The sequence below is a fragment of the Sandarakinorhabdus sp. genome (genome assembly GCF_041689835.1).
GTDB lineage: Bacteria > Pseudomonadota > Alphaproteobacteria > Sphingomonadales > Sphingomonadaceae > Sandarakinorhabdus.
On the sequence record NZ_JBDNFM010000129.1, the window covers coordinates 14,158 to 30,184 of the forward strand.

The following is a 16,027-nucleotide window of genomic DNA, read 5'->3' on the forward strand; positions in this document are numbered from 1 at the left end:
AGCGGTGTCGGTCAGCGCGCCGACGCCGGGGATACGGCAGGGGCAGGCAACGGCGCAGCTGCGGCGAATTCCAGAGCCGCCAAGGCGGTTTCACCGGCCAGCAGGCGATCAGCCGCTGTCAGCCAGCCACGTACCGCAGCATTGCCGCGCAGCGCCGTCGCCCGGCGCAGCGCGGCAGCGGCCGCCGCCACATCGCCCCGTGCCAAGGCGACCTGCGCCTGCGCCACCGGGCCAGCGCCCTCGCTGCCGGAAAAAGCGGTTTCCACCCGGCGGCTGAGTGCTTCCCACCAATTGGGGCGAGCAGCGCCTGGCGCGGCATCAGACAGGCCGGCCAGATCACGCGCCAACCGCGCCCGCGTCACCGGCGTGGCCGACAGCGCCGCCAGCGCTGCCACGTCGTCGGTATAATTTTCCTCGAACAGGCGGCGCGTGGCAGGCAGCAGCGCATCAAGCGTGCGGCCATCCGCCACCGCGCGGCGCAGCAACAGCACGGTAAGCAGCGCTTCGGCACGGTTGGCGGCGCCCTGGCTGGTGGCCACCAAGGCGGCATCGCGGGCTTCCTCGGCCGCCACCCGCGCCATTAGCTCGCCGAGCTGGCGGTGAAGCTCGTCGACGCGCTCGGCATCGCGCTGGATCTGATCGTTGCTGCTTTCCACCTTGGCTTCGGTGCGGGCCAGCCGTTCCGAAGCCGCGGCCGGCGTCGTAAGCTTGCGCTGTTCAAGGACAGCCAGGCGTTTTTCCAGCGCCCCGTCGCCCAAGCGATCGGCAGCTGCGGCCACGAGCGGCAGCCGGCCACGCACCGTCTGTTCAAACCAGGGATTGGCAATCAGGCCGGCAGCAAAGGCAAACAGCCCGGCCGCCACCGCCCACGCCACGCCGTTGCGGCGCGGGGCCGGGGCCTGGCGGTCAGTCCCCTGCGTCATCAAACGCGCGCGCAGCCGCTCGGTGGCGGCCAGGCTCGATTCCCCGATGTCGCTGCGCTCGAAAGGATCGTTCATGGGGCCTTCCTACAAGGCTTTGCGCAGCATCGCCAGCAAGACCGATTCGGTGGGTTCGGCGGCAACAGCAGCCTGTTTCCATCCGCTTCCTGCCGCCGCCAGCGTGGCCGCACTGATGGCAAACAGCTGCACCGCGCCGCGCTGCCCGGCCAGCCGGTCCCACTCCGCCGCGAATTGCGCGGCCGTGCGCGGCGAGTGCAGCAGCACAGCGTCCACATCCGGCAGCGCCGGCAGCGGCAGCAGCGGGGTTTCATAAACGGTTACGCGCGTGAGGCTGAGCGCGGCCGGAACCGCAACCGGCGTCAGGTCTGCCCCGGCCAGATGCAGAAAGTGCCGCGCCGGGCCAGCCAACAGCCCCGCCAGCAGCGCCTGCATGGTGCCCGGCCCCGCCGTGACCGCAGCCCAGCCGGCAGCGCGGGCGGCAGCGGCGGTGGCGTCACCCACGGTATGCGCGGGCAGGCCTTTCAGCGCATCAGCCACCGGCCCGGCATGGCGGACGGCGGCGGCGCTGGACAGGATCACGGCATCAAAGGTTTGCGCCGGCAACGTCCACGCCGTAGCCCGTGTTTCCAGCAGCGGGTAAACCACCGCTTCGTGCTCCAACGCCGCCAGCCGACCGGCGGTGGCGTTCGCGCCGGGCTGCGGGCGAACGACAAGGATGCGCATCAGGTCGTGAACAACCCGCGCACTGCCGGCCCGGCACGGCCGAGCAGTTCAGCGGCCAGTTCCGCCGCGCGCTCATGGGCCTCGTGCAGCGGCGCATCGAAGCCGCCTTCATGCACTTGGCTGCCGTCCTCGGCGAGGATTTGCCCGCGAAAGCCGACAATCGCACTGGGGCCTTCGCCTTCCAGCCGCGCCAGCGCCGCCACCGGCGAATGACAGCTGCCGCCCAGCGCCGCCAGAAACGCCCGTTCCACGGCCACGCACTGAAAGGTGGGCAGATGGTTTATCGGCTCCAGCAGCGTCAGCACTACCGCATCGCCGTCGCGGGCGGTGATGCCAACCGCGCCCTGCGCGCTGGCCGGCAGCATCTCGTCAATTTCGATCAACGCGCCCACAGTCTGCCCCAACCGGTCCAGCCCCGCTGCCGCAAGCAAGGTGGCATCGATCACGCCGGCTTCAACCTGGGCTAGCCGGCGCGCAACATTACCGCGCAGGATTTCGGTCACCAGATCGGGCCGCTTGGCTTTCAACTGCGCGGCGCGGCGCGGCGACGATGTGCCGATACGTGCGCCGTGCGGCAGGGCGGCAATGCTGGTTGCTCCAATCAACCGTTCGCGTACATCGGCACGCGGCAGCATGGCGGCAAGCGCGATCCCGTCCCTCAACAGGGTTTCGACATCCTTCATCGAATGCACGCCGATATCGATGCGGCCGTCGATCAACGCCGCGTCCAGCTCCTTAGTCCACAATGCCTTGCCGCCGATTTCGGCCAGCGCCCGGTCCTGCACCTTGTCGCCGGTGGTCAGGATGATGATGATCTCCACATCGGCTTCGCCCCAGCCATGCGCGGTACGCAGCGCAGCCGCCGTCATGTGCGCCTGCGCCAATGCAAGGGGAGAACCCCGCGTGCCGATCTTGAATGGAGTGCCGATCTTGAAGCTCATGGCCCATGCCAATGGCGCGGCCATTGCGGATTGGCAAGACTGGCCCTAGCTGTGCGCCATGGCAAATCCGCTTGTTCTCGGGATCGAATCCAGCTGCGATGAAACCGCCGTGGCGCTGGTACGCGGCGATCGCACCATCCTGGCCCAGCGCATCGCCAGCCAGAACGACGCACACGAACGCTTTGGCGGCGTCGTGCCCGAACTCGCCGCGCGCGCCCATGCCGATCGGCTGGCGCCGATGGTGGAAACGGTGTTGGCGCAGGCTGGTATCGCGCTGGCAGATGTGGACGCCATCGCCGGCACTGCCGGGCCGGGCCTGATCGGCGGCGTGATGGTTGGGCTGGTCACCGCCAAGGCCCTGGCGTTTGCCGCGAACAAGCCGCTGATCGCCGTCAATCATCTCGAAGGCCACGCGCTGTCGCCGCGCCTGGCCGATCCGTCGCTGCACTTTCCCTATCTGCTGCTGCTGGTGTCGGGCGGGCATTGCCAGTTGCTCGGCGTCGAAGGCGTTGGCCGCTATCGCCGGCTGGCCACCACCATCGACGATGCCGTGGGCGAAGCCTTCGACAAATCCGCCAAGGTGCTGGGGCTGGGTTTTCCCGGCGGCCCGGCGCTGGAACGCGCAGCCAAGGCCGGCAACCCGGCGCGTTTTCCGCTGCCGCGGCCGCTGGTGGGCTCGGCAGAACCGCATTTCTCCTTTGCTGGCCTCAAATCCGCCGTGCTGCGCGCCCGCGCTGCCATCGCCGAACCGACCGCCCAAGACATTGCCGATCTCGCCGCCAGTTTTCAGCAGGCCGCCTGCGATTGCCTCATCGACCGCACGGCGCGTGCAATTGCCGCCTTCCCGCAGGCCACGGCACTGGTTGTGGCCGGCGGGGTGGCAGCCAATCAGGCCATTCGCGGCGCGCTGGCAGGCCTCGCTGCCCGCAAGGCGCTGCCGTTTGTCGCGCCGCCCATGTGGCTGTGCACCGACAATGGCGCCATGATCGCCTGGGCCGGGCTGGAGCGGCTGGCGTTGGGCGATATCGACGATCTCCACGCTCCCGCCCGCCCGCGCTGGCCGCTCGATCCCGCCGCCGAAGCCGTGCGCGGGGCGGGAGTGAAGGCGTGACGAATTTTGGCGTCATCGGCGCTGGTGCCTGGGGCACGGCGCTGGCGAGCACGCTTTCCGGCAACGGCCCGGTCACGCTATGGGCGCGCGAAGCCGAAGTGGTGGCTGCCATCAACCAAACCCGCCAGAATCCGCTGTTCCTGCCCGGCATCGCGCTGCCTGCCGGCATCACCGCCACCGCTGATCTGGCCGACATTGCCGGCTGCAACATCATCCTCGTCGTCGTCCCCGCCCAGCATCTGCGGCCAACGCTGACCAGGTTGCTCGCCAGCGCCGCCATCCCTGCTGCCATCCCTGCTGCCACGCCGCTGGTACTGTGTGCCAAGGGCATCGAAGCCGGCAGCCACGCACTGATGGTGGACGTGGCGCGCGCGGCTGTGCCCAATCCCATCGCCATCCTGTCTGGCCCCAGTTTCGCCGCCGAAGTCGCGCGCGGGCTGCCGTGCGCTGTCACGCTCGCCTGCTCGGATAGCGCGCTGGCCGAACAACTGGTCGCCGCGATGGCCCGCCCGACGTTCCGGCTCTACCAGTCCGACGATGTGGTGGGGGCGGAGATCGGCGGCGCCGTCAAGAACGTGCTCGCCATCGCCTGCGGCGTCGTCGAAGGCGCTGGCCTCGGCCTCAATGCCCGCGCCGCGCTGATCGCACGCGGCTTTGCCGAAATGATCCGGTTTGGTGTCGCCCGCGGCGCGCGGGCCGAAACGCTCGCTGGCCTGTCGGGCCTTGGCGATCTCGTCCTCACCTGCTCATCGGAAAACAGCCGTAATTTCCGGCTGGGCATGGGCTTGGGCCAAGGCCGCCCCGTCGCCGACCTCCTCGCCGGTCCCGCCGTGGCCGAAGGCGCCGTAACCGCCCCGGTGCTAGCTGAGGCCGCTCGCGCTGCCGGCGTGGAGATGCCGATCTGCGCCGCCGTCGCCGCGCTGCTCGCCGGTGCACCAGTGGGCGAAACGATCAGCGCCTTGCTCAATCGGCCGTTGAAGGCCGAATAGCACCGTTCTTCAGAAATCGACTGCGATGCCGCCCTTTTCCCAGTCGCCGTAGCGCACCGGATCAGGCCCCTTGCGGCCGCCGACCTCCTTGTCGCTGGGGGCCGGGGGCGGAACGACCGGCTGCTTGTCGCGGGGATCAATCTTGGGATCAATCTTGGGATCGGGCTTTGGTTTATCGTTGTTCATCCGCCAGAGTTGCCACCGCTGCCGCCTTGATGGCAATGGGGTGAGGTGTAGCAGGGGGGGGCAAGCATGTTTGAAGGCAAGGTAATCGCCATAACCGGGGCCGGCAGCGGCATCGGGCGGGCGCTGGCGCAGGATTTGGCGGGGCGCGGCGCGGTGCTGGCGCTAAGCGACAAGGACGCGGGCGGGCTGGCGGAAACCAAGCGCCTGCTCGGCAACCTGCCAGCAAGCATCACCACCCTGGATGTGACCGACACCGCAGCGCTGAACGGCTGGGTGGCGGGCGCGGTGGCCGATTTCGGCAAGCTCGACGGCATCATCAACAATGCCGGGCTGAGCGTGGTGGCGCCGTTCGCCGACTGCCCGCGCGAGGATTTCGATCTGGTGATGGCGGTGAATTTTACCGGTGTCGTCGAAGGTTGCCGCGCTGCGCTGCCGCATGTGCGCAGCGCGGCCGCCAAGGACGGCGTAGGCTGGATCGTCAATATTTCCAGCGTGTTCGGCATGATGGGATACCCCACGCAAAGCGCCTATAACGCCAGCAAATATGCCGTGCGCGGCCTCACCGAAGCGATGGCGCTGGAGCTGGCCGTCACCGATCCGAACGTCGCTGTGATCCGCGTCCACCCCGGCGGCATCAAGACCAACGTGGCCAAAAACAGCAAGCGGGTGGCGCTGCTGCCGGGGCAGGACCCGGACACCGATTTCGCCGCCGAGTTTGAGAAAAATGCCCCCACCACGCCCGAACAAGCGGCCGAGATCATCATTACCGGCATGGCGCGGCGCAGCACCCGCGTGCTGATCGGGCCCGATGCGAAGTTCATCGATTGGATGGTGCGCCTGTTCCCAGTGTCCTATTTCAAGGTGATCGGCAGTTTCCTCGGGCGCAGGAAGTAGCAGGGGCCGACGGAAAGTGATGGGAAAGCGGCCCGGTTTGCGGCAAGGGGCAAGCGATGAACCTGCCCCCCAAGTCTTCCCCCAAGCCAGAACGCAAACCGGAGCGTTCTGGCCGCCCCGCCACCAACCGTGACGATACCGGCGTCGCCGCCCGCCGCGCCGCGCTGAAAATCTGCCAGGCCGTGCTTGATCGCGGTGCGCCGTTCGATGCTGCCACAAATGCCGCAGACGAATTGGCACTCGTGCAGGATCGCGGGTTGGCGCGGCTGCTGGCGCTTACGGTGCTGCGCTGGCTGCCCGAACTCGATGACCTCATCGACAGCGCCACACCGCGCCCGCTGCCGGCCGATGCCCGCGCGCGTCATGCCCTGCGCGTCGGGCTTGCGGGCTGGCTCAAACTGGGCACGCCGCCGCATGCCGTGGTCGCAACCGCGCTGCCGCTGGTCGAAGGCGGGCCGCGCCGGCTCGTGCACGGCGTGCTGGGCAGCCTGATCCGCCGCCCGGCCGTGCTGCCGGCCACCCCGCGACTGCCATCGCCGTTCGATGTGTATTGGGCGCGGGATTGGGGTGTGGACATGGTCAATGCCGCCAGCGCTGCCCTCGCCGAAGAGCCGGCAACCGACCTGACGCTGAAAGACCCGTCGAAAACCGACCATTGGGCCGCCGCGCTGGAGGGCATCAGCCTCGCGCCCGGCCATGTCCGCACCGCGCGCAAGGGCAGCATCACCGAATGGCCGGGCTTTGCCGAAGGCGCCTGGTGGGTGCAGGACTTCGCCGCCAGCCTGCCCGCCCGCCTGCTCCCGGCGCAAGCTGGCGACCATGTGCTTGATCTGTGCGCGGCGCCCGGCGGCAAGACGCTGCAACTGGCGGCGCGAGGAGCCCGAGTGACGGCGCTGGACATGTCGGATCACCGGCTTGAACGCGTGCGCGAAAATCTCAGCCGCACCGGGCTCACCGCCGATCTGGTGGTGGCCGATGCGCTCCGCTGGCAGCCCGACGTGCTGTTCGATCACATCCTGATCGATGCGCCCTGTTCGGCCACGGGCATCTTCCGCCGCCACCCCGACGTGCTGCATCTGAAAGGCACCACCGATCTTACCCCAGTGACGCTGTTGCAGGCGGCCCTGCTGCGCCGCGCCGCCGGCTGGCTGAAACCGGGCGGGCGGCTGATCTATGCCACGTGCAGCCTGTTCCCGCAGGAGGGCGAGCGCATTGCCGAACGCGTGATTGCCGGCCTGCCGCGCGAAATGATCGGGGCCGATGAACTGCCCGCCGGCCTGACGCCCGCCGCCGATGGCTGGGTGCGCACGTTGCCGGGTCAGGTGGAGGGCGGCCTCGACGGCTTTTTCATCGCCCGCTTCCGCAAACTGGCTGCGTAAACGCCCGACCAGACGTACCACCAGACGCAAAAGGGGCGCCGCTGGGTCAACCCAGGCGACGCCCCTGAAACTGCTGCCGGCAAGCGGCGAAGCGCTTACTTCAGATATTGTGCGATGAACTTGTTCATTTCGAACATCGTGCACTCGTCCTTGCCAAACACAGCCTTCAGATTGGCATCGGCGACGATCACGCGCTTGTCGGTCGGTTTTTGCAGATTGTGGGCGCGGATATAATCCCACATCTTGGCAACAACCTGGCCGCGCGGCAGCGGATCGCTGCCCACCACAACGGCAAGCGGGCCTTGCGGCGTCAGCGGCTTCATCAGCGCCGAAGTGTTACGACCGCTCTTGGCTTCAGTGGCCATTATAATCCCCTTCCAGAGTGTCTGCCCCGCTGGCGGAGCCAATGTGTATCAGTGGACCCTGATGGATGACTTAAAGCGGGGATGATACCCAAGGTGCAAGCATAATTTTGTCACCGTGCCGCAATAAAGTCTCCAAACACCACAAATCGTGACTTTCAGGCCAATTCGCACTCGTTAAAAGCGGCGGTTGAAGCGGAGCTGCCACCAGCGCGGCGGGTTCAACGTCGGCAGGCCGGCCACCGCGCCATCGGTCAACGTCTGGTCAAGGCAGTTCTCGCATTCAAGGCTGATGAGCCAGCCGCCATCCGGAATTTCCAGCTGCAGCGCCGCCGCCGCCTGCCAGCCGCCCGAAGCTATTCCGTTTGCTAATCCATTCACAAGGCCCAATACCGGCCCCGCCGCCACCGCCATCGCGCTGCGCCAGCGCAGGCCCACGCGCGGCACCAGAACCGAACCCGTGCCCACCAACGGCTGCCGCCAAACAGCCGACAGGCTGGCCGTGGTGTCGGGCGCATACAGGGGCCGAGCCGGCGCGCCGGGCGGCAGATTGGCCAACACCGCACCTGTCCAGCGCGCCTGCTGCCACCCCAGCGCGGCAGCCAGTTCCAGCTGCTCCAGCGGACGCGCCTGCACCGTCACGTCCAGCCCATGATTTTGCATGTCGAGCCGGGGGATGGCCGCCAGCGCCAACGGATCGATGCCCAAAAGCGGCGAAACCAGCGCCCGCGTGCGCGCCGCAAACCCGCTGGCATCCAGCCGCAGCCGGCCGCTCCACAAATCGGCTTTCACCCCGGCTTGATGGTGCCACCCGGTTTCGGCCGGCAGCAGTTGCAGTTCGGCACTGGTGCGGGCAAGCAGGTTCCAACCCGGCAGCCGGGCGCTGCGCGCGCTGCGGGCAAACAGCAGCCACTGCGGCGACGCCCGCCACGACAGCGCGAATTCGGGGGTGAGGAGCGTTTGTTCCTGCCGGGCAGGGCCAGGCGGCGCCAGGCAGGGCGCGCAGCCGGCGCGCCGGTCGGTCACATCAAGGCCGAGCGTTTGCCGGGCCGCCCGCACCCCGGCTTCCAGTGCCAGCCCGTGGCCGGGCTCCAGCCGGGCCTGGGCAAACCCGTGACGGCTGGCCATCGACTGGACGAGGCGGCGATCGGCGAGCACCGCGCCAGCTTGCGTATCGGCCTGATCGCGGCGGCGGCGCGCCTCGCTGAAACCAGCGCCGCCGCGCAGCGTGAGCACGCCCAGATCGACCGCCGCGAGCAGATCGGCGCCGTGCTGGCTGTCGGTGGTGCGGGCGATCAGGCCATAGCCGCCGCTGGCCAGCCCCGCCGGCCCCACCAGCCCCACCAGCCCCTCCAGCCGCCGGCCATCGGCCAGATCAAGGCCCAGCCGCCCGGTCTGGCGCGACAGGCCCGCCGCCAATTCCAGCCGCAGCCGCTGCCCCTGATGCACCAGCCGCAGATCATATAGCGCCAGATCGGCACGTTGGCCCAGCGGCTGGCCGGCGAGATCAGCCGAAATTGGCCCCCAGCTCGGCGCCAGCAGCGGCGGCCGCGCCAATTGCCCGGTGCTGGCAAAGCGCCCGCCGCACATGGACGGCGCGTTTGGGTTGCAGGCAAAGGCGGGCAGGTTTCCGGCCTGGGACCGGGCATGAACACTTGTAAGCGCAAGGCTGAGCGTTGGCCCCAGATCAAGGTCCAGCGTGCCCGAAAGGCCTGCGCGCTGGCCGCGGTTGAGGCGTTCGCCGGTGGTGGTGTTCCGCAGCCAGCCCAGATCATGCTGAAAATGACCGCCCAGCCCGAGCCGCGCGCCCCCGCCGGTACTCCTGCCCAGCGGCACATCGATGCGGGCCAGCACGCGCCGACTGCCGAACGCGCCGGCAGCAAACTCACCCAGCCCGGCCAGCCTGTCGCCCGGCCGGCGCAACGACAGGCTGATTTCCCCGGCCGCGCTGCCCAGCCCGCCCGGCGGCGCGGCCAGCAGCAGATCGGTATCGAACAGGCCGGCAAGCAGCGGCGGCAATCCGGGCTGGCCAAGTGTCCCGATGCGCAATTCCGGCTGACTGCGGCCGTGGCGCACGATCAGCGCGGCGCTGCCATTGCCGGGGGCAGGGGTAAAAATCAGGCCCGGCACACCGCTGAGCGCTTCAGCCAGCGTGTCGGGCCCGCTGGCATCGCGCTGCGCCGGGCCGGCCCACCACAGGCCGGCGGCCACGTCTTGCGCCGCCAGGCCATGCCAGCGACCATCGAGCCGGGGTTGCGGTGAAGGATCGGCAGCCGCGACCGGGGAAGCGGCCAACAGCAGCATGAAGGGCAGCAGGCGCATCGCGGCCGCAACGATCAGCGCGGGCCGTCGCGTCCCGTCGGCTGGCCGCCCAGCGGGCCACCGGCGGAACCCACCTGGCCCACGTTGCCAAACAGTTCCTGCAAAAAGCTTTCCGATTTGCCGCGGGTTTCGGTCTTGTCGCCCGACGGATTGATGCGGGCGATCTTTTCCATGCCGCGGCGTTCCACCCTGGCCACGTTGCCCTGTTCATCAAAGCTGACAATCAGGATCTGCTGCTGCAGGGTTTTGGGCGCGGTAAAAGCATATTGGCCGGTGAGGCGGCTTACATAATACCAGCTGCCGGTATCGAACTGCGCAGCAAAGGTGGGGCGGCCCAGCGTGCGCGACACCGATTCGCGATTGTCCACACCCGGCAGGATCGAGGTAAACAGGGTTTCATCGATGAGATAACCCTGCTGCGCCTTGATGCGCGAGCAGCCACTGGCGGCCAGCGCCGCGCCAATCAGAGCAATAGTGGCAAGTCCCGTCTTCATTCCACACTCCAGCCGCAACGCCCCGCTGCGACACTCCTGTTGGCCAAGTTCATTATGTCAGCCGGCACGATTATGCTAGCGCGTCATCGCATGGGAATGTTTGCCAGCCTGAAACGCCTTGTCGGCGGCGCGCCGTCGCCCGTGGAGCAGCTTTATGCTGCCGTCGTCACTCAGGCGCGCCGGCCGCAATGGTACGTCGAAGGCGGCGTGCCCGACAGCATGGATGGCCGTTTCGACATGGTGGTGCTGGTGCTTTCGCTGCTGATGCTGCGGCTGGAGGAGATCACCGGCGACGACGCCCGCCACCCGGCAGCGCAATTGTCTGCCGATCTGGCCGATCGCTTCATCACCGATATGGACGGCAACCTGCGCCAGGACGGCATCGGCGATCAGGCGGTGCCCAAACACATGGGGCGCATGGTGGCGGCGCTGGGCGGCCGCATCGGCGCCTACCGCGCCGCGCGCAGCGATACTGGCGCCATGGCACAGGCGCTGCGCCGCAACCTGTATCGCGGCGAGCCGGTGGCCGATGCCGCCCTCGCCTTCGTGACCGGCGAGGCGCTGCGCCTGTCGCGCCAGCTGGGCGAGACTGCCTTCACACACCTGGCCGCCGGCCACATGGAGCCAAGTCATTGAGCCTGTTACCTCCAGAATTCAGCCACATCGTACGCGCACACGAGATTGGCGGCCTGCCTAAACGCCTGATGCTGGAAGCGAATGAGGCAGAGCGCGCGGCGCTGGCGGCGCGATTCATGCTGCTCAGCCTCGATCGGCTGACCGCCGCGCTTGAAGTGACCCGCGAAGCCGCCGGCATCCGCATCACTGGCCAGGTCCACGGCGCCGGCGCCCAGCCGTGCGTGGCCAGTGCCGAACCGGTGCCGTTTCTGGTGACCGAACGCATCGCCTTGTTCTTGACCGAGGCCGCGCAGGACGACGGCGAAATGGAATTGTCCAGCGCAGATCTCGATGTCGATCCGCTGGACGGTGACATCATCGATCTGGGCGAGATCGCCGCCCAGGCCTTTGCGCTGGGTCTTGATCCCTATCCGCGCCTGCCCGGCAACGTGGCCGGCGTCATCAGCGAAGACGACGCAGTCGCCCTGCGCAGCCCGTTTGCCGTGCTGAAAAAACCCTAAACCGCCCAGCGGCCACCTCAGAACGGCACGTCGTCGTCGAGATCGTCGTCGAACGCGCCAGGGCGCTTGCCGCCGCCAGCTGGTGCCCCGTTGCCAGAACCGCCGCCCGCCGGTGCCCCGCCGCCATAACCGCCGCCGCCACCGCCGCCGCCGCCGCCGAAATCATCGCCGCGCGACTGGCCGCCACCGCCACCACCGCCGCCTTCACGGCCACCCAGCAGGGTCATTTCGCCCTTGAACGGGCCAACCACGATTTCCGTGGTATACCGGTCAGCACCGTTCTGATCCTGCCATTTGCGGGTTGTGAGCGCGCCTTCAATATAGACTTCGCTGCCCTTGCGCAGATATTGCGCCGCAACCTTGCCGATATTCTCGTTGCGAATGACGATGTTGTGCCACTCGGTCTTTTCCTTGCGCTCGCCGGTGGCCTTGTCGCGCCAGTTTTCCGAGGTCGCCATGGTGAACTGCACCACGCTGCCGCCATTGGCGAAGCTCTTGGATTCCGGATCCTTGCCCAATCGCCCAACCAGAATCACCTTGTTGACGCCCGCCATCATCATCTCCTTCGCTGTGCCCGAACCCTAGCGCCGGGGGGGCAAGGGTGCAATCCGCGCAGGGGCATGCCCGCTTGCAATAACTGTGGATTGCACGCGAAGGATTGCGCGGTTCCAACACGCACGCGAGCTTGATGTCTGACCAGATCGAAGCGGCCGGCGTGCTTGGTTGATCATTCCAGCGGCGCGGCCGGCGCGGGCAGCAAGCCGCTGGTCAGCTCAGGCGAGTTTGGCAGCAGTGGCATGATCTCGACAGCGGCAAGGTCGGCAAGGTCCTCGAGGCCGGTCGCAGCACCCATGTCCTTGAACTTCCGGGCTCTGCCCATCAATCGGTTGTCCACCTTGCTGGCCATGTTGTTCCAGTCGCGCACCGTATTGGACAATGATTTCTGCACCGCGTTGAAGTGTCCGCCCATGGTGCGCAGCGAATCATACAGGTCGCGGCCCAATTTGGCGATTTCGGCGGCTTCCTTTGCCAGCCGCGCCTGATCGCGCAGCGCCCCCACCGTTCGCGCCACCGCCACCAGATTCACCGGCCCTGCCAGCACCACCTGGCGTTTGAAAAAATCATTCATCAGGCTGCGGTCCTGCTCCAGCGCCGCGCCAAGGAAATTCTCGCCGGGCACGAACAGCACGACAAATTCCACGGCGCCGCCCACGGCCTTGGCATAATCCTTTTTCGCCAGCCCATCGGCATGGGTGCGCACGGCACGGGCATGGGCCACCAGATAGGTTTGCCGCGCCGCGATATCATCGCATTCCGCCGCGCTGACATAGGCATCGATCGAGCATTTCACGTCGATCACCAACACCCGCCCGCCCGGCAGATTGATCTTGAAATCCGGGCGCTGCTGGCGGCCATCGTCACTATCGACCGACCATTGGCTCTCAAAATCAATGCCTTCCACCAGGCCCGCTGCTTCCAGCACATTGCGGCATTGTTCTTCGCCCCAGCGGCCCGCCACCTTGCCCGATGACCGCAGCGCGGTTTCCAGCTTGGCGGCAGCGCCGCTCACGCGATCCTGGCCCAGCACGACATTGGCGAGTTGGGCCTTGAGATTGCCATAGGCCTCGGTGCGCGCCGCCTCCACTTCGCCCAGCCGCGCTTCGTATTTGACCAGCGTGTCCTTCACCGGCGCGATCAATTCGGCCAGCTGGTTGCGGTTTGCCTCCAGCCCCGCCCCTGCCGCCTCACGCTGGCGCAGCATCAGCGCCTCGGCACTTTGCGCCAATTTGGCTTGCGCGGCTTCCAGGGCCTTGCCCGCCAGCGCGCCGAATGTTTCCTGCAACCGCGCCAGTTCGGCGGCATGGGCACGGTCCCGCTCGGTCTGGCTGGCCTTTATCCCGGCCAGTTCGCTATCCAGCGCCTGACGCGCCTTTTCGGCCCCCTCCAGTTCGGCCAGCCGCCTTTGCTGCATGGCGATTTCCACCGCGCTGCGGCCGATGGTTTCGCGCAGGGGCGCGGCGCTGCGCATGGCCAGCAACCAGCCCAAAGCCGCGCCCAAAAGCGCAGCGGCAACGGCAATTACGGCTTCGATCACAGGCAGATCCATTTGGCTGGCCGCATTGGCACATAGAACGAGGCAGGAACATAGCCGCTGCCGCGCGATCCCGCCAGCGCTTGCATACCGCCGGTTGGCGGCCCAAAGTGTGCGTCATGCGCAAGCTTTTTCTCACTGTCCTGATCGTGGCCGCCCCGGCTGCCGCTGCCCCTTTCGCCTTTTCGGCAGCCCGCATCGGCGACGACGCCAAAGCGCTGGCATCCGACGCGTTTGCCGGGCGCGGGCCAGGCGAAGTGGGCGAGGCGCAGACACTGGCCTTTCTGGCGGCACGCTTCCAGGCGGCCGGGCTGGAGCCAGCCGGGCCGGAAGGCAGCTGGCTGCAACCGGTGCCGCTGATCCGGCTGGACCGTGCGCCCGGTGCGGCGCTTTCCGTGATGCTGAACGGCGTCGCCCTGCCAGTGATGCTCGGCCAGAATGCCACGCTGGCGCTGCGCCTGCCCGGCGACACTGCCATTGCCGATGCGTCCATCATTTTCGGCGGTTTTGGCGTGGTGGCGAACGGCCATGATCCCTATGCCGGCGTCGATGTTGCCGGCAAGATCGTGCTGCTGCTCGCTGGCGATCCCGATGGCGAGGCCGGCAGCGATCTGGGCTTTGAAGGCCGTCGGCTGACCTATGCCGGGCGCGTGGGCGTCAAGCTGGGTGCCGCTGCCAAAGCCGGCGCCTTGGGCGCCATCGTGCTGCACGAGGATTTCCCCGCGAGTTACCCGATGGTCCAGTTGATCGGCACCGAACGCGTGCCGCAGATGGTGCCGGGCACGGCGCAGTTCGGCGGCAATTTGCGTTTTTCCAGCTGGATGGACGGTGCGCTGGCGCAGCGGTTGCTGGCCGCTGCCGGGCTTGATCTCGCCAGCGCCAAAGCCGCGGCACGCAAGCTCGATTTCCGCGCCGTGCCGCTGCCCGCCACCGGCAGCGCCTCCGGCCAGCTGATCGCGACTGCGTTCACCAGTTATAATGTGGTGGGCAAGCTGAAGGGCAAGGCACGGCCCGCAGAAGCCGTGCTGTTCGGCGCGCACTGGGATGCCAACGGGCAGGGCGTGGCCGATGTCGGGGCCGATGCAAAAGGCGACGCCATTCGCAACGGCGCCATCGACAATGCCACCGGCACCGCCGAATTGATCGAGGTCGCCCGCGCCTTTGTCGCCGGACCGCGGCCCGCGCGCACCCTGCTCTTTGCAGCGTGGACGGCGGAGGAAAAGGGCCTGCTCGGCGCCGAATATTACGCGGCCAATCCGCTGCTGCCGCTGGCCAGCACAGTGGCGGTAATCAATCTTGATCCGCACGTACAATTGCCGCGCACCCGCAGCCTGGAACTCATCGGCGGCGGCCGCACCAGCCTGGAAACCGATCTGGGCGTTGCCGCCAAGGCCATGGGCCTGGTGGTGGTGCCCGAGCCCAACCCTGAAGCCGGCTGGTATTTCCGTTCCGATCATTTCCCGTTCGCGGCGCGCGGCGTGCCGGCGCTGGCCTTCCGCGCCGGGCGTGATCTTGTGGCCGTCGGCACTGCGGCGGGGCAAGCGCTGATCGATGATTACAACCAGCGCTGTTACCACCAGCCCTGCGATCAGGTCGGCAGCGGTTTCACGTTTCAGGCCGCTGCGCAGGAAGCCGAAGCGGCGTGGCGCACCGGGCTGTCCGTGGCCAACCGCTTGCAGAAACCCGGCTGGGACGTGCCGCTAAAATTTTAGGCGCGTGACGGCAGCCGAGCGATCAACAGCGCCGCCACCACCATCAGTGCGCCGAGCAATTCCAGCGGGCCGGGCACTTCGCCAAAGCGCCACGCGCCGATGATCGCGCTGATCGCCGGCTGCACCAGCAGCGTCAGCCCCACCACCAACGGCGACAGGTGGCGCACGGCGTACACAATCAGTCCCTGTCCAATCACCTGGCTGCCGATGGCAAGACCCACGATCGGGGTCCAGTCGTGCGGCCAGAATATGCCGCCTAACGCCCCGCTCGCCGCCAGCGGCGCCAGTGCGATGGCCGAAGCCAGCGTTGCCAGCGCCAACGCCGGAAATGCCTCCAGCGTGCCGCGCACCTTTTCAATGGCCACAAGATAGACGGTGTAAAACAGCGCCGCCGCCAGGCACAGCAAATCGCCGGCCAGATGGCGGGGCGACAGTTCGGCGCTGCGCCCCAGCAGCAGTGCCACCCCGGCCGCTGCACAGGCCAGCGCCCACCATTGCGGGCCGGTCAGCCGTTGTTTCAGGATGACCAGCCCATACAGCGGCAGCAGGAAGGTGGCACCATTGGCCAGCAGCGTCGCATTGGCCAACGTGGTGCGCAGTATGCCCAGGTGCCACACCGACAAATCGGCCGCAAACGCCGCGCCGGCCAGCACCGCCAAAGCAATGATGCGCCCCGCGGCGCCGGCAAATGCCGGGGCCCGAACACCCTTGGCACGTTCGCTGCCCCTGCTGCCGCCCAGCAGCA

Annotated in this window: 17 protein-coding genes; 7 read left to right on the top strand and 10 right to left on the bottom strand. The window is 67.8% G+C overall.

Annotated elements, in window-relative coordinates:
* Window positions 1–11: 11 nt before the first annotated feature.
* Genes ACESL8_RS07010 through hemC form a run of 3 tightly spaced genes read right to left on the bottom strand, consistent with a single transcriptional unit; the run spans window position 12 to window position 2,605 of the window.
* Window positions 12–998 carry a hypothetical protein gene (locus ACESL8_RS07010; protein WP_372917230.1) on the bottom strand — a complete coding sequence of 329 codons (987 nt, stop codon included), beginning with the start codon at window positions 996–998 and terminating at the stop codon, window positions 12–14.
* Window positions 999–1,007: 9 nt separating this feature from the next.
* Window positions 1,008–1,664 carry a uroporphyrinogen-III synthase gene (locus tag ACESL8_RS07015; protein ID WP_372917232.1) on the bottom strand — a complete coding sequence of 219 codons (657 nt, stop codon included), beginning with the start codon at window positions 1,662–1,664 and terminating at the stop codon, window positions 1,008–1,010.
* A complete protein-coding gene (hemC, locus tag ACESL8_RS07020) occupies window positions 1,664–2,605 on the bottom strand; it encodes a hydroxymethylbilane synthase (protein WP_372917234.1) in 942 nt (313 codons plus the stop codon). Before hemC ends, ACESL8_RS07015 begins: the two co-directional genes overlap by 1 nt.
* Window positions 2,606–2,663: 58 nt before the next feature.
* On the opposite strand from hemC, the gene tsaD reads away from it, so the two are divergent.
* On the top strand, window positions 2,664–3,716 hold the full coding sequence (gene tsaD, locus ACESL8_RS07025; RefSeq protein ID WP_372917236.1) for a tRNA (adenosine(37)-N6)-threonylcarbamoyltransferase complex transferase subunit TsaD: 1,053 nt from the start codon (window positions 2,664–2,666) through the stop codon (window positions 3,714–3,716).
* Window positions 3,713–4,705: an NAD(P)H-dependent glycerol-3-phosphate dehydrogenase gene (locus ACESL8_RS07030; RefSeq protein WP_372917238.1), complete on the top strand. Its 993-nt coding sequence runs from the start codon at window positions 3,713–3,715 to the stop codon at window positions 4,703–4,705. The genes tsaD and ACESL8_RS07030 overlap by 4 nt, the downstream gene beginning before the upstream one ends.
* Before the next feature lie 9 nt (window positions 4,706–4,714).
* Here the strand turns inward: ACESL8_RS07030 and ACESL8_RS07035 are convergent, their stop codons facing one another.
* The gene (locus ACESL8_RS07035; RefSeq protein ID WP_372917240.1) at window positions 4,715–4,891 is read right to left on the bottom strand and encodes a DUF1674 domain-containing protein; all 177 of its coding nucleotides are present in this window, start codon (window positions 4,889–4,891) and stop codon (window positions 4,715–4,717) included.
* A gap of 66 nt (window positions 4,892–4,957) precedes the next feature.
* Between ACESL8_RS07035 and ACESL8_RS07040 the strand changes: the two genes are divergently transcribed.
* A complete protein-coding gene (locus tag ACESL8_RS07040) occupies window positions 4,958–5,785 on the top strand; it encodes an SDR family NAD(P)-dependent oxidoreductase (RefSeq protein WP_372917242.1) in 828 nt (275 codons plus the stop codon).
* A gap of 56 nt (window positions 5,786–5,841) precedes the next feature.
* Window positions 5,842–7,164 (top strand): RsmB/NOP family class I SAM-dependent RNA methyltransferase, encoded by a 1,323-nt coding sequence (locus tag ACESL8_RS07045; protein WP_372917244.1) that lies wholly within the window; start codon window positions 5,842–5,844, stop codon window positions 7,162–7,164.
* Window positions 7,165–7,259: 95 nt separating this feature from the next.
* Here ACESL8_RS07045 and ACESL8_RS07050 read toward each other — a convergent pair whose 3' ends face one another.
* The 3 genes from ACESL8_RS07050 to ACESL8_RS07060 all read right to left on the bottom strand — a co-directional run bounded on the left by ACESL8_RS07050 (window position 7,260) and on the right by ACESL8_RS07060 (window position 10,342).
* Window positions 7,260–7,529: an SWIB/MDM2 domain-containing protein gene (locus ACESL8_RS07050; protein ID WP_372917246.1), complete on the bottom strand. Its 270-nt coding sequence runs from the start codon at window positions 7,527–7,529 to the stop codon at window positions 7,260–7,262.
* 174 nt (window positions 7,530–7,703) lie between these two features.
* Window positions 7,704–9,848 carry a TonB-dependent receptor domain-containing protein gene (locus tag ACESL8_RS07055; protein WP_372917248.1) on the bottom strand — a complete coding sequence of 715 codons (2,145 nt, stop codon included), beginning with the start codon at window positions 9,846–9,848 and terminating at the stop codon, window positions 7,704–7,706.
* A 14-nt stretch (window positions 9,849–9,862) separates the two neighbouring features.
* Window positions 9,863–10,342 carry an outer membrane protein assembly factor BamE gene (locus ACESL8_RS07060; protein ID WP_372917250.1) on the bottom strand — a complete coding sequence of 160 codons (480 nt, stop codon included), beginning with the start codon at window positions 10,340–10,342 and terminating at the stop codon, window positions 9,863–9,865.
* Between the two features lie 90 nt (window positions 10,343–10,432).
* Between ACESL8_RS07060 and ACESL8_RS07065 the strand changes: the two genes are divergently transcribed.
* Together ACESL8_RS07065 and ACESL8_RS07070 are read left to right on the top strand one after the other, a co-directional pair.
* Complete coding sequence (locus tag ACESL8_RS07065; RefSeq protein ID WP_372917252.1) at window positions 10,433–10,978, top strand: ubiquinol-cytochrome C chaperone family protein; 546 nt, start codon at window positions 10,433–10,435, stop codon at window positions 10,976–10,978.
* 68 nt (window positions 10,979–11,046) lie between these two features.
* Window positions 11,047–11,478 (top strand): DUF177 domain-containing protein, encoded by a 432-nt coding sequence (locus ACESL8_RS07070; RefSeq protein ID WP_372917254.1) that lies wholly within the window; start codon window positions 11,047–11,049, stop codon window positions 11,476–11,478.
* Between the two features lie 17 nt (window positions 11,479–11,495).
* On the opposite strand, the gene ssb is transcribed toward ACESL8_RS07070, so the two are convergent.
* On the bottom strand, window positions 11,496–12,035 hold the full coding sequence (ssb, locus tag ACESL8_RS07075) for a single-stranded DNA-binding protein (RefSeq protein ID WP_372917266.1): 540 nt from the start codon (window positions 12,033–12,035) through the stop codon (window positions 11,496–11,498).
* 170 nt (window positions 12,036–12,205) lie between these two features.
* The gene (locus ACESL8_RS07080; RefSeq protein ID WP_372917256.1) at window positions 12,206–13,585 is read right to left on the bottom strand and encodes a DNA recombination protein RmuC; all 1,380 of its coding nucleotides are present in this window, start codon (window positions 13,583–13,585) and stop codon (window positions 12,206–12,208) included.
* A gap of 104 nt (window positions 13,586–13,689) precedes the next feature.
* On the opposite strand from ACESL8_RS07080, the gene ACESL8_RS07085 reads away from it, so the two are divergent.
* On the top strand, window positions 13,690–15,282 hold the full coding sequence (locus ACESL8_RS07085) for a M28 family peptidase (RefSeq protein ID WP_372917258.1): 1,593 nt from the start codon (window positions 13,690–13,692) through the stop codon (window positions 15,280–15,282).
* On the opposite strand, the gene ACESL8_RS07090 is transcribed toward ACESL8_RS07085, so the two are convergent.
* Window positions 15,279–16,027, bottom strand: a 749-nt coding sequence (locus ACESL8_RS07090) for a DMT family transporter (RefSeq protein WP_372917260.1), incomplete at its 5' end; no start/stop codon positions are given. The genes ACESL8_RS07085 and ACESL8_RS07090 overlap by 4 nt on opposite strands.

Coding starts and splice junctions, on each gene's coding strand:
- ACESL8_RS07010 (WP_372917230.1), bottom strand. CDS start 998: ATGAACGATCCTTTCGAGCGCAGCGACATCGGGGAATCGAGCCTGGCC.
- ACESL8_RS07015 (WP_372917232.1), bottom strand. CDS start 1,664: ATGCGCATCCTTGTCGTTCGCCCGCAGCCCGGCGCGAACGCCACCGCC.
- hemC (WP_372917234.1), bottom strand. CDS start 2,605: ATGAGCTTCAAGATCGGCACTCCATTCAAGATCGGCACGCGGGGTTCT.
- tsaD (WP_372917236.1), top strand. CDS start 2,664: ATGGCAAATCCGCTTGTTCTCGGGATCGAATCCAGCTGCGATGAAACC.
- ACESL8_RS07035 (WP_372917240.1), bottom strand. CDS start 4,891: ATGAACAACGATAAACCAAAGCCCGATCCCAAGATTGATCCCAAGATT.
- ACESL8_RS07040 (WP_372917242.1), top strand. CDS start 4,958: ATGTTTGAAGGCAAGGTAATCGCCATAACCGGGGCCGGCAGCGGCATC.
- ACESL8_RS07045 (WP_372917244.1), top strand. CDS start 5,842: ATGAACCTGCCCCCCAAGTCTTCCCCCAAGCCAGAACGCAAACCGGAG.
- ACESL8_RS07050 (WP_372917246.1), bottom strand. CDS start 7,529: ATGGCCACTGAAGCCAAGAGCGGTCGTAACACTTCGGCGCTGATGAAG.
- ACESL8_RS07055 (WP_372917248.1), bottom strand. CDS start 9,848: ATGCGCCTGCTGCCCTTCATGCTGCTGTTGGCCGCTTCCCCGGTCGCG.
- ACESL8_RS07060 (WP_372917250.1), bottom strand. CDS start 10,342: ATGAAGACGGGACTTGCCACTATTGCTCTGATTGGCGCGGCGCTGGCC.
- ACESL8_RS07065 (WP_372917252.1), top strand. CDS start 10,433: ATGGGAATGTTTGCCAGCCTGAAACGCCTTGTCGGCGGCGCGCCGTCG.
- ACESL8_RS07070 (WP_372917254.1), top strand. CDS start 11,047: ATGCTGGAAGCGAATGAGGCAGAGCGCGCGGCGCTGGCGGCGCGATTC.
- ssb (WP_372917266.1), bottom strand. CDS start 12,035: ATGATGGCGGGCGTCAACAAGGTGATTCTGGTTGGGCGATTGGGCAAG.
- ACESL8_RS07080 (WP_372917256.1), bottom strand. CDS start 13,585: ATGGATCTGCCTGTGATCGAAGCCGTAATTGCCGTTGCCGCTGCGCTT.
- ACESL8_RS07085 (WP_372917258.1), top strand. CDS start 13,690: ATGCGCAAGCTTTTTCTCACTGTCCTGATCGTGGCCGCCCCGGCTGCC.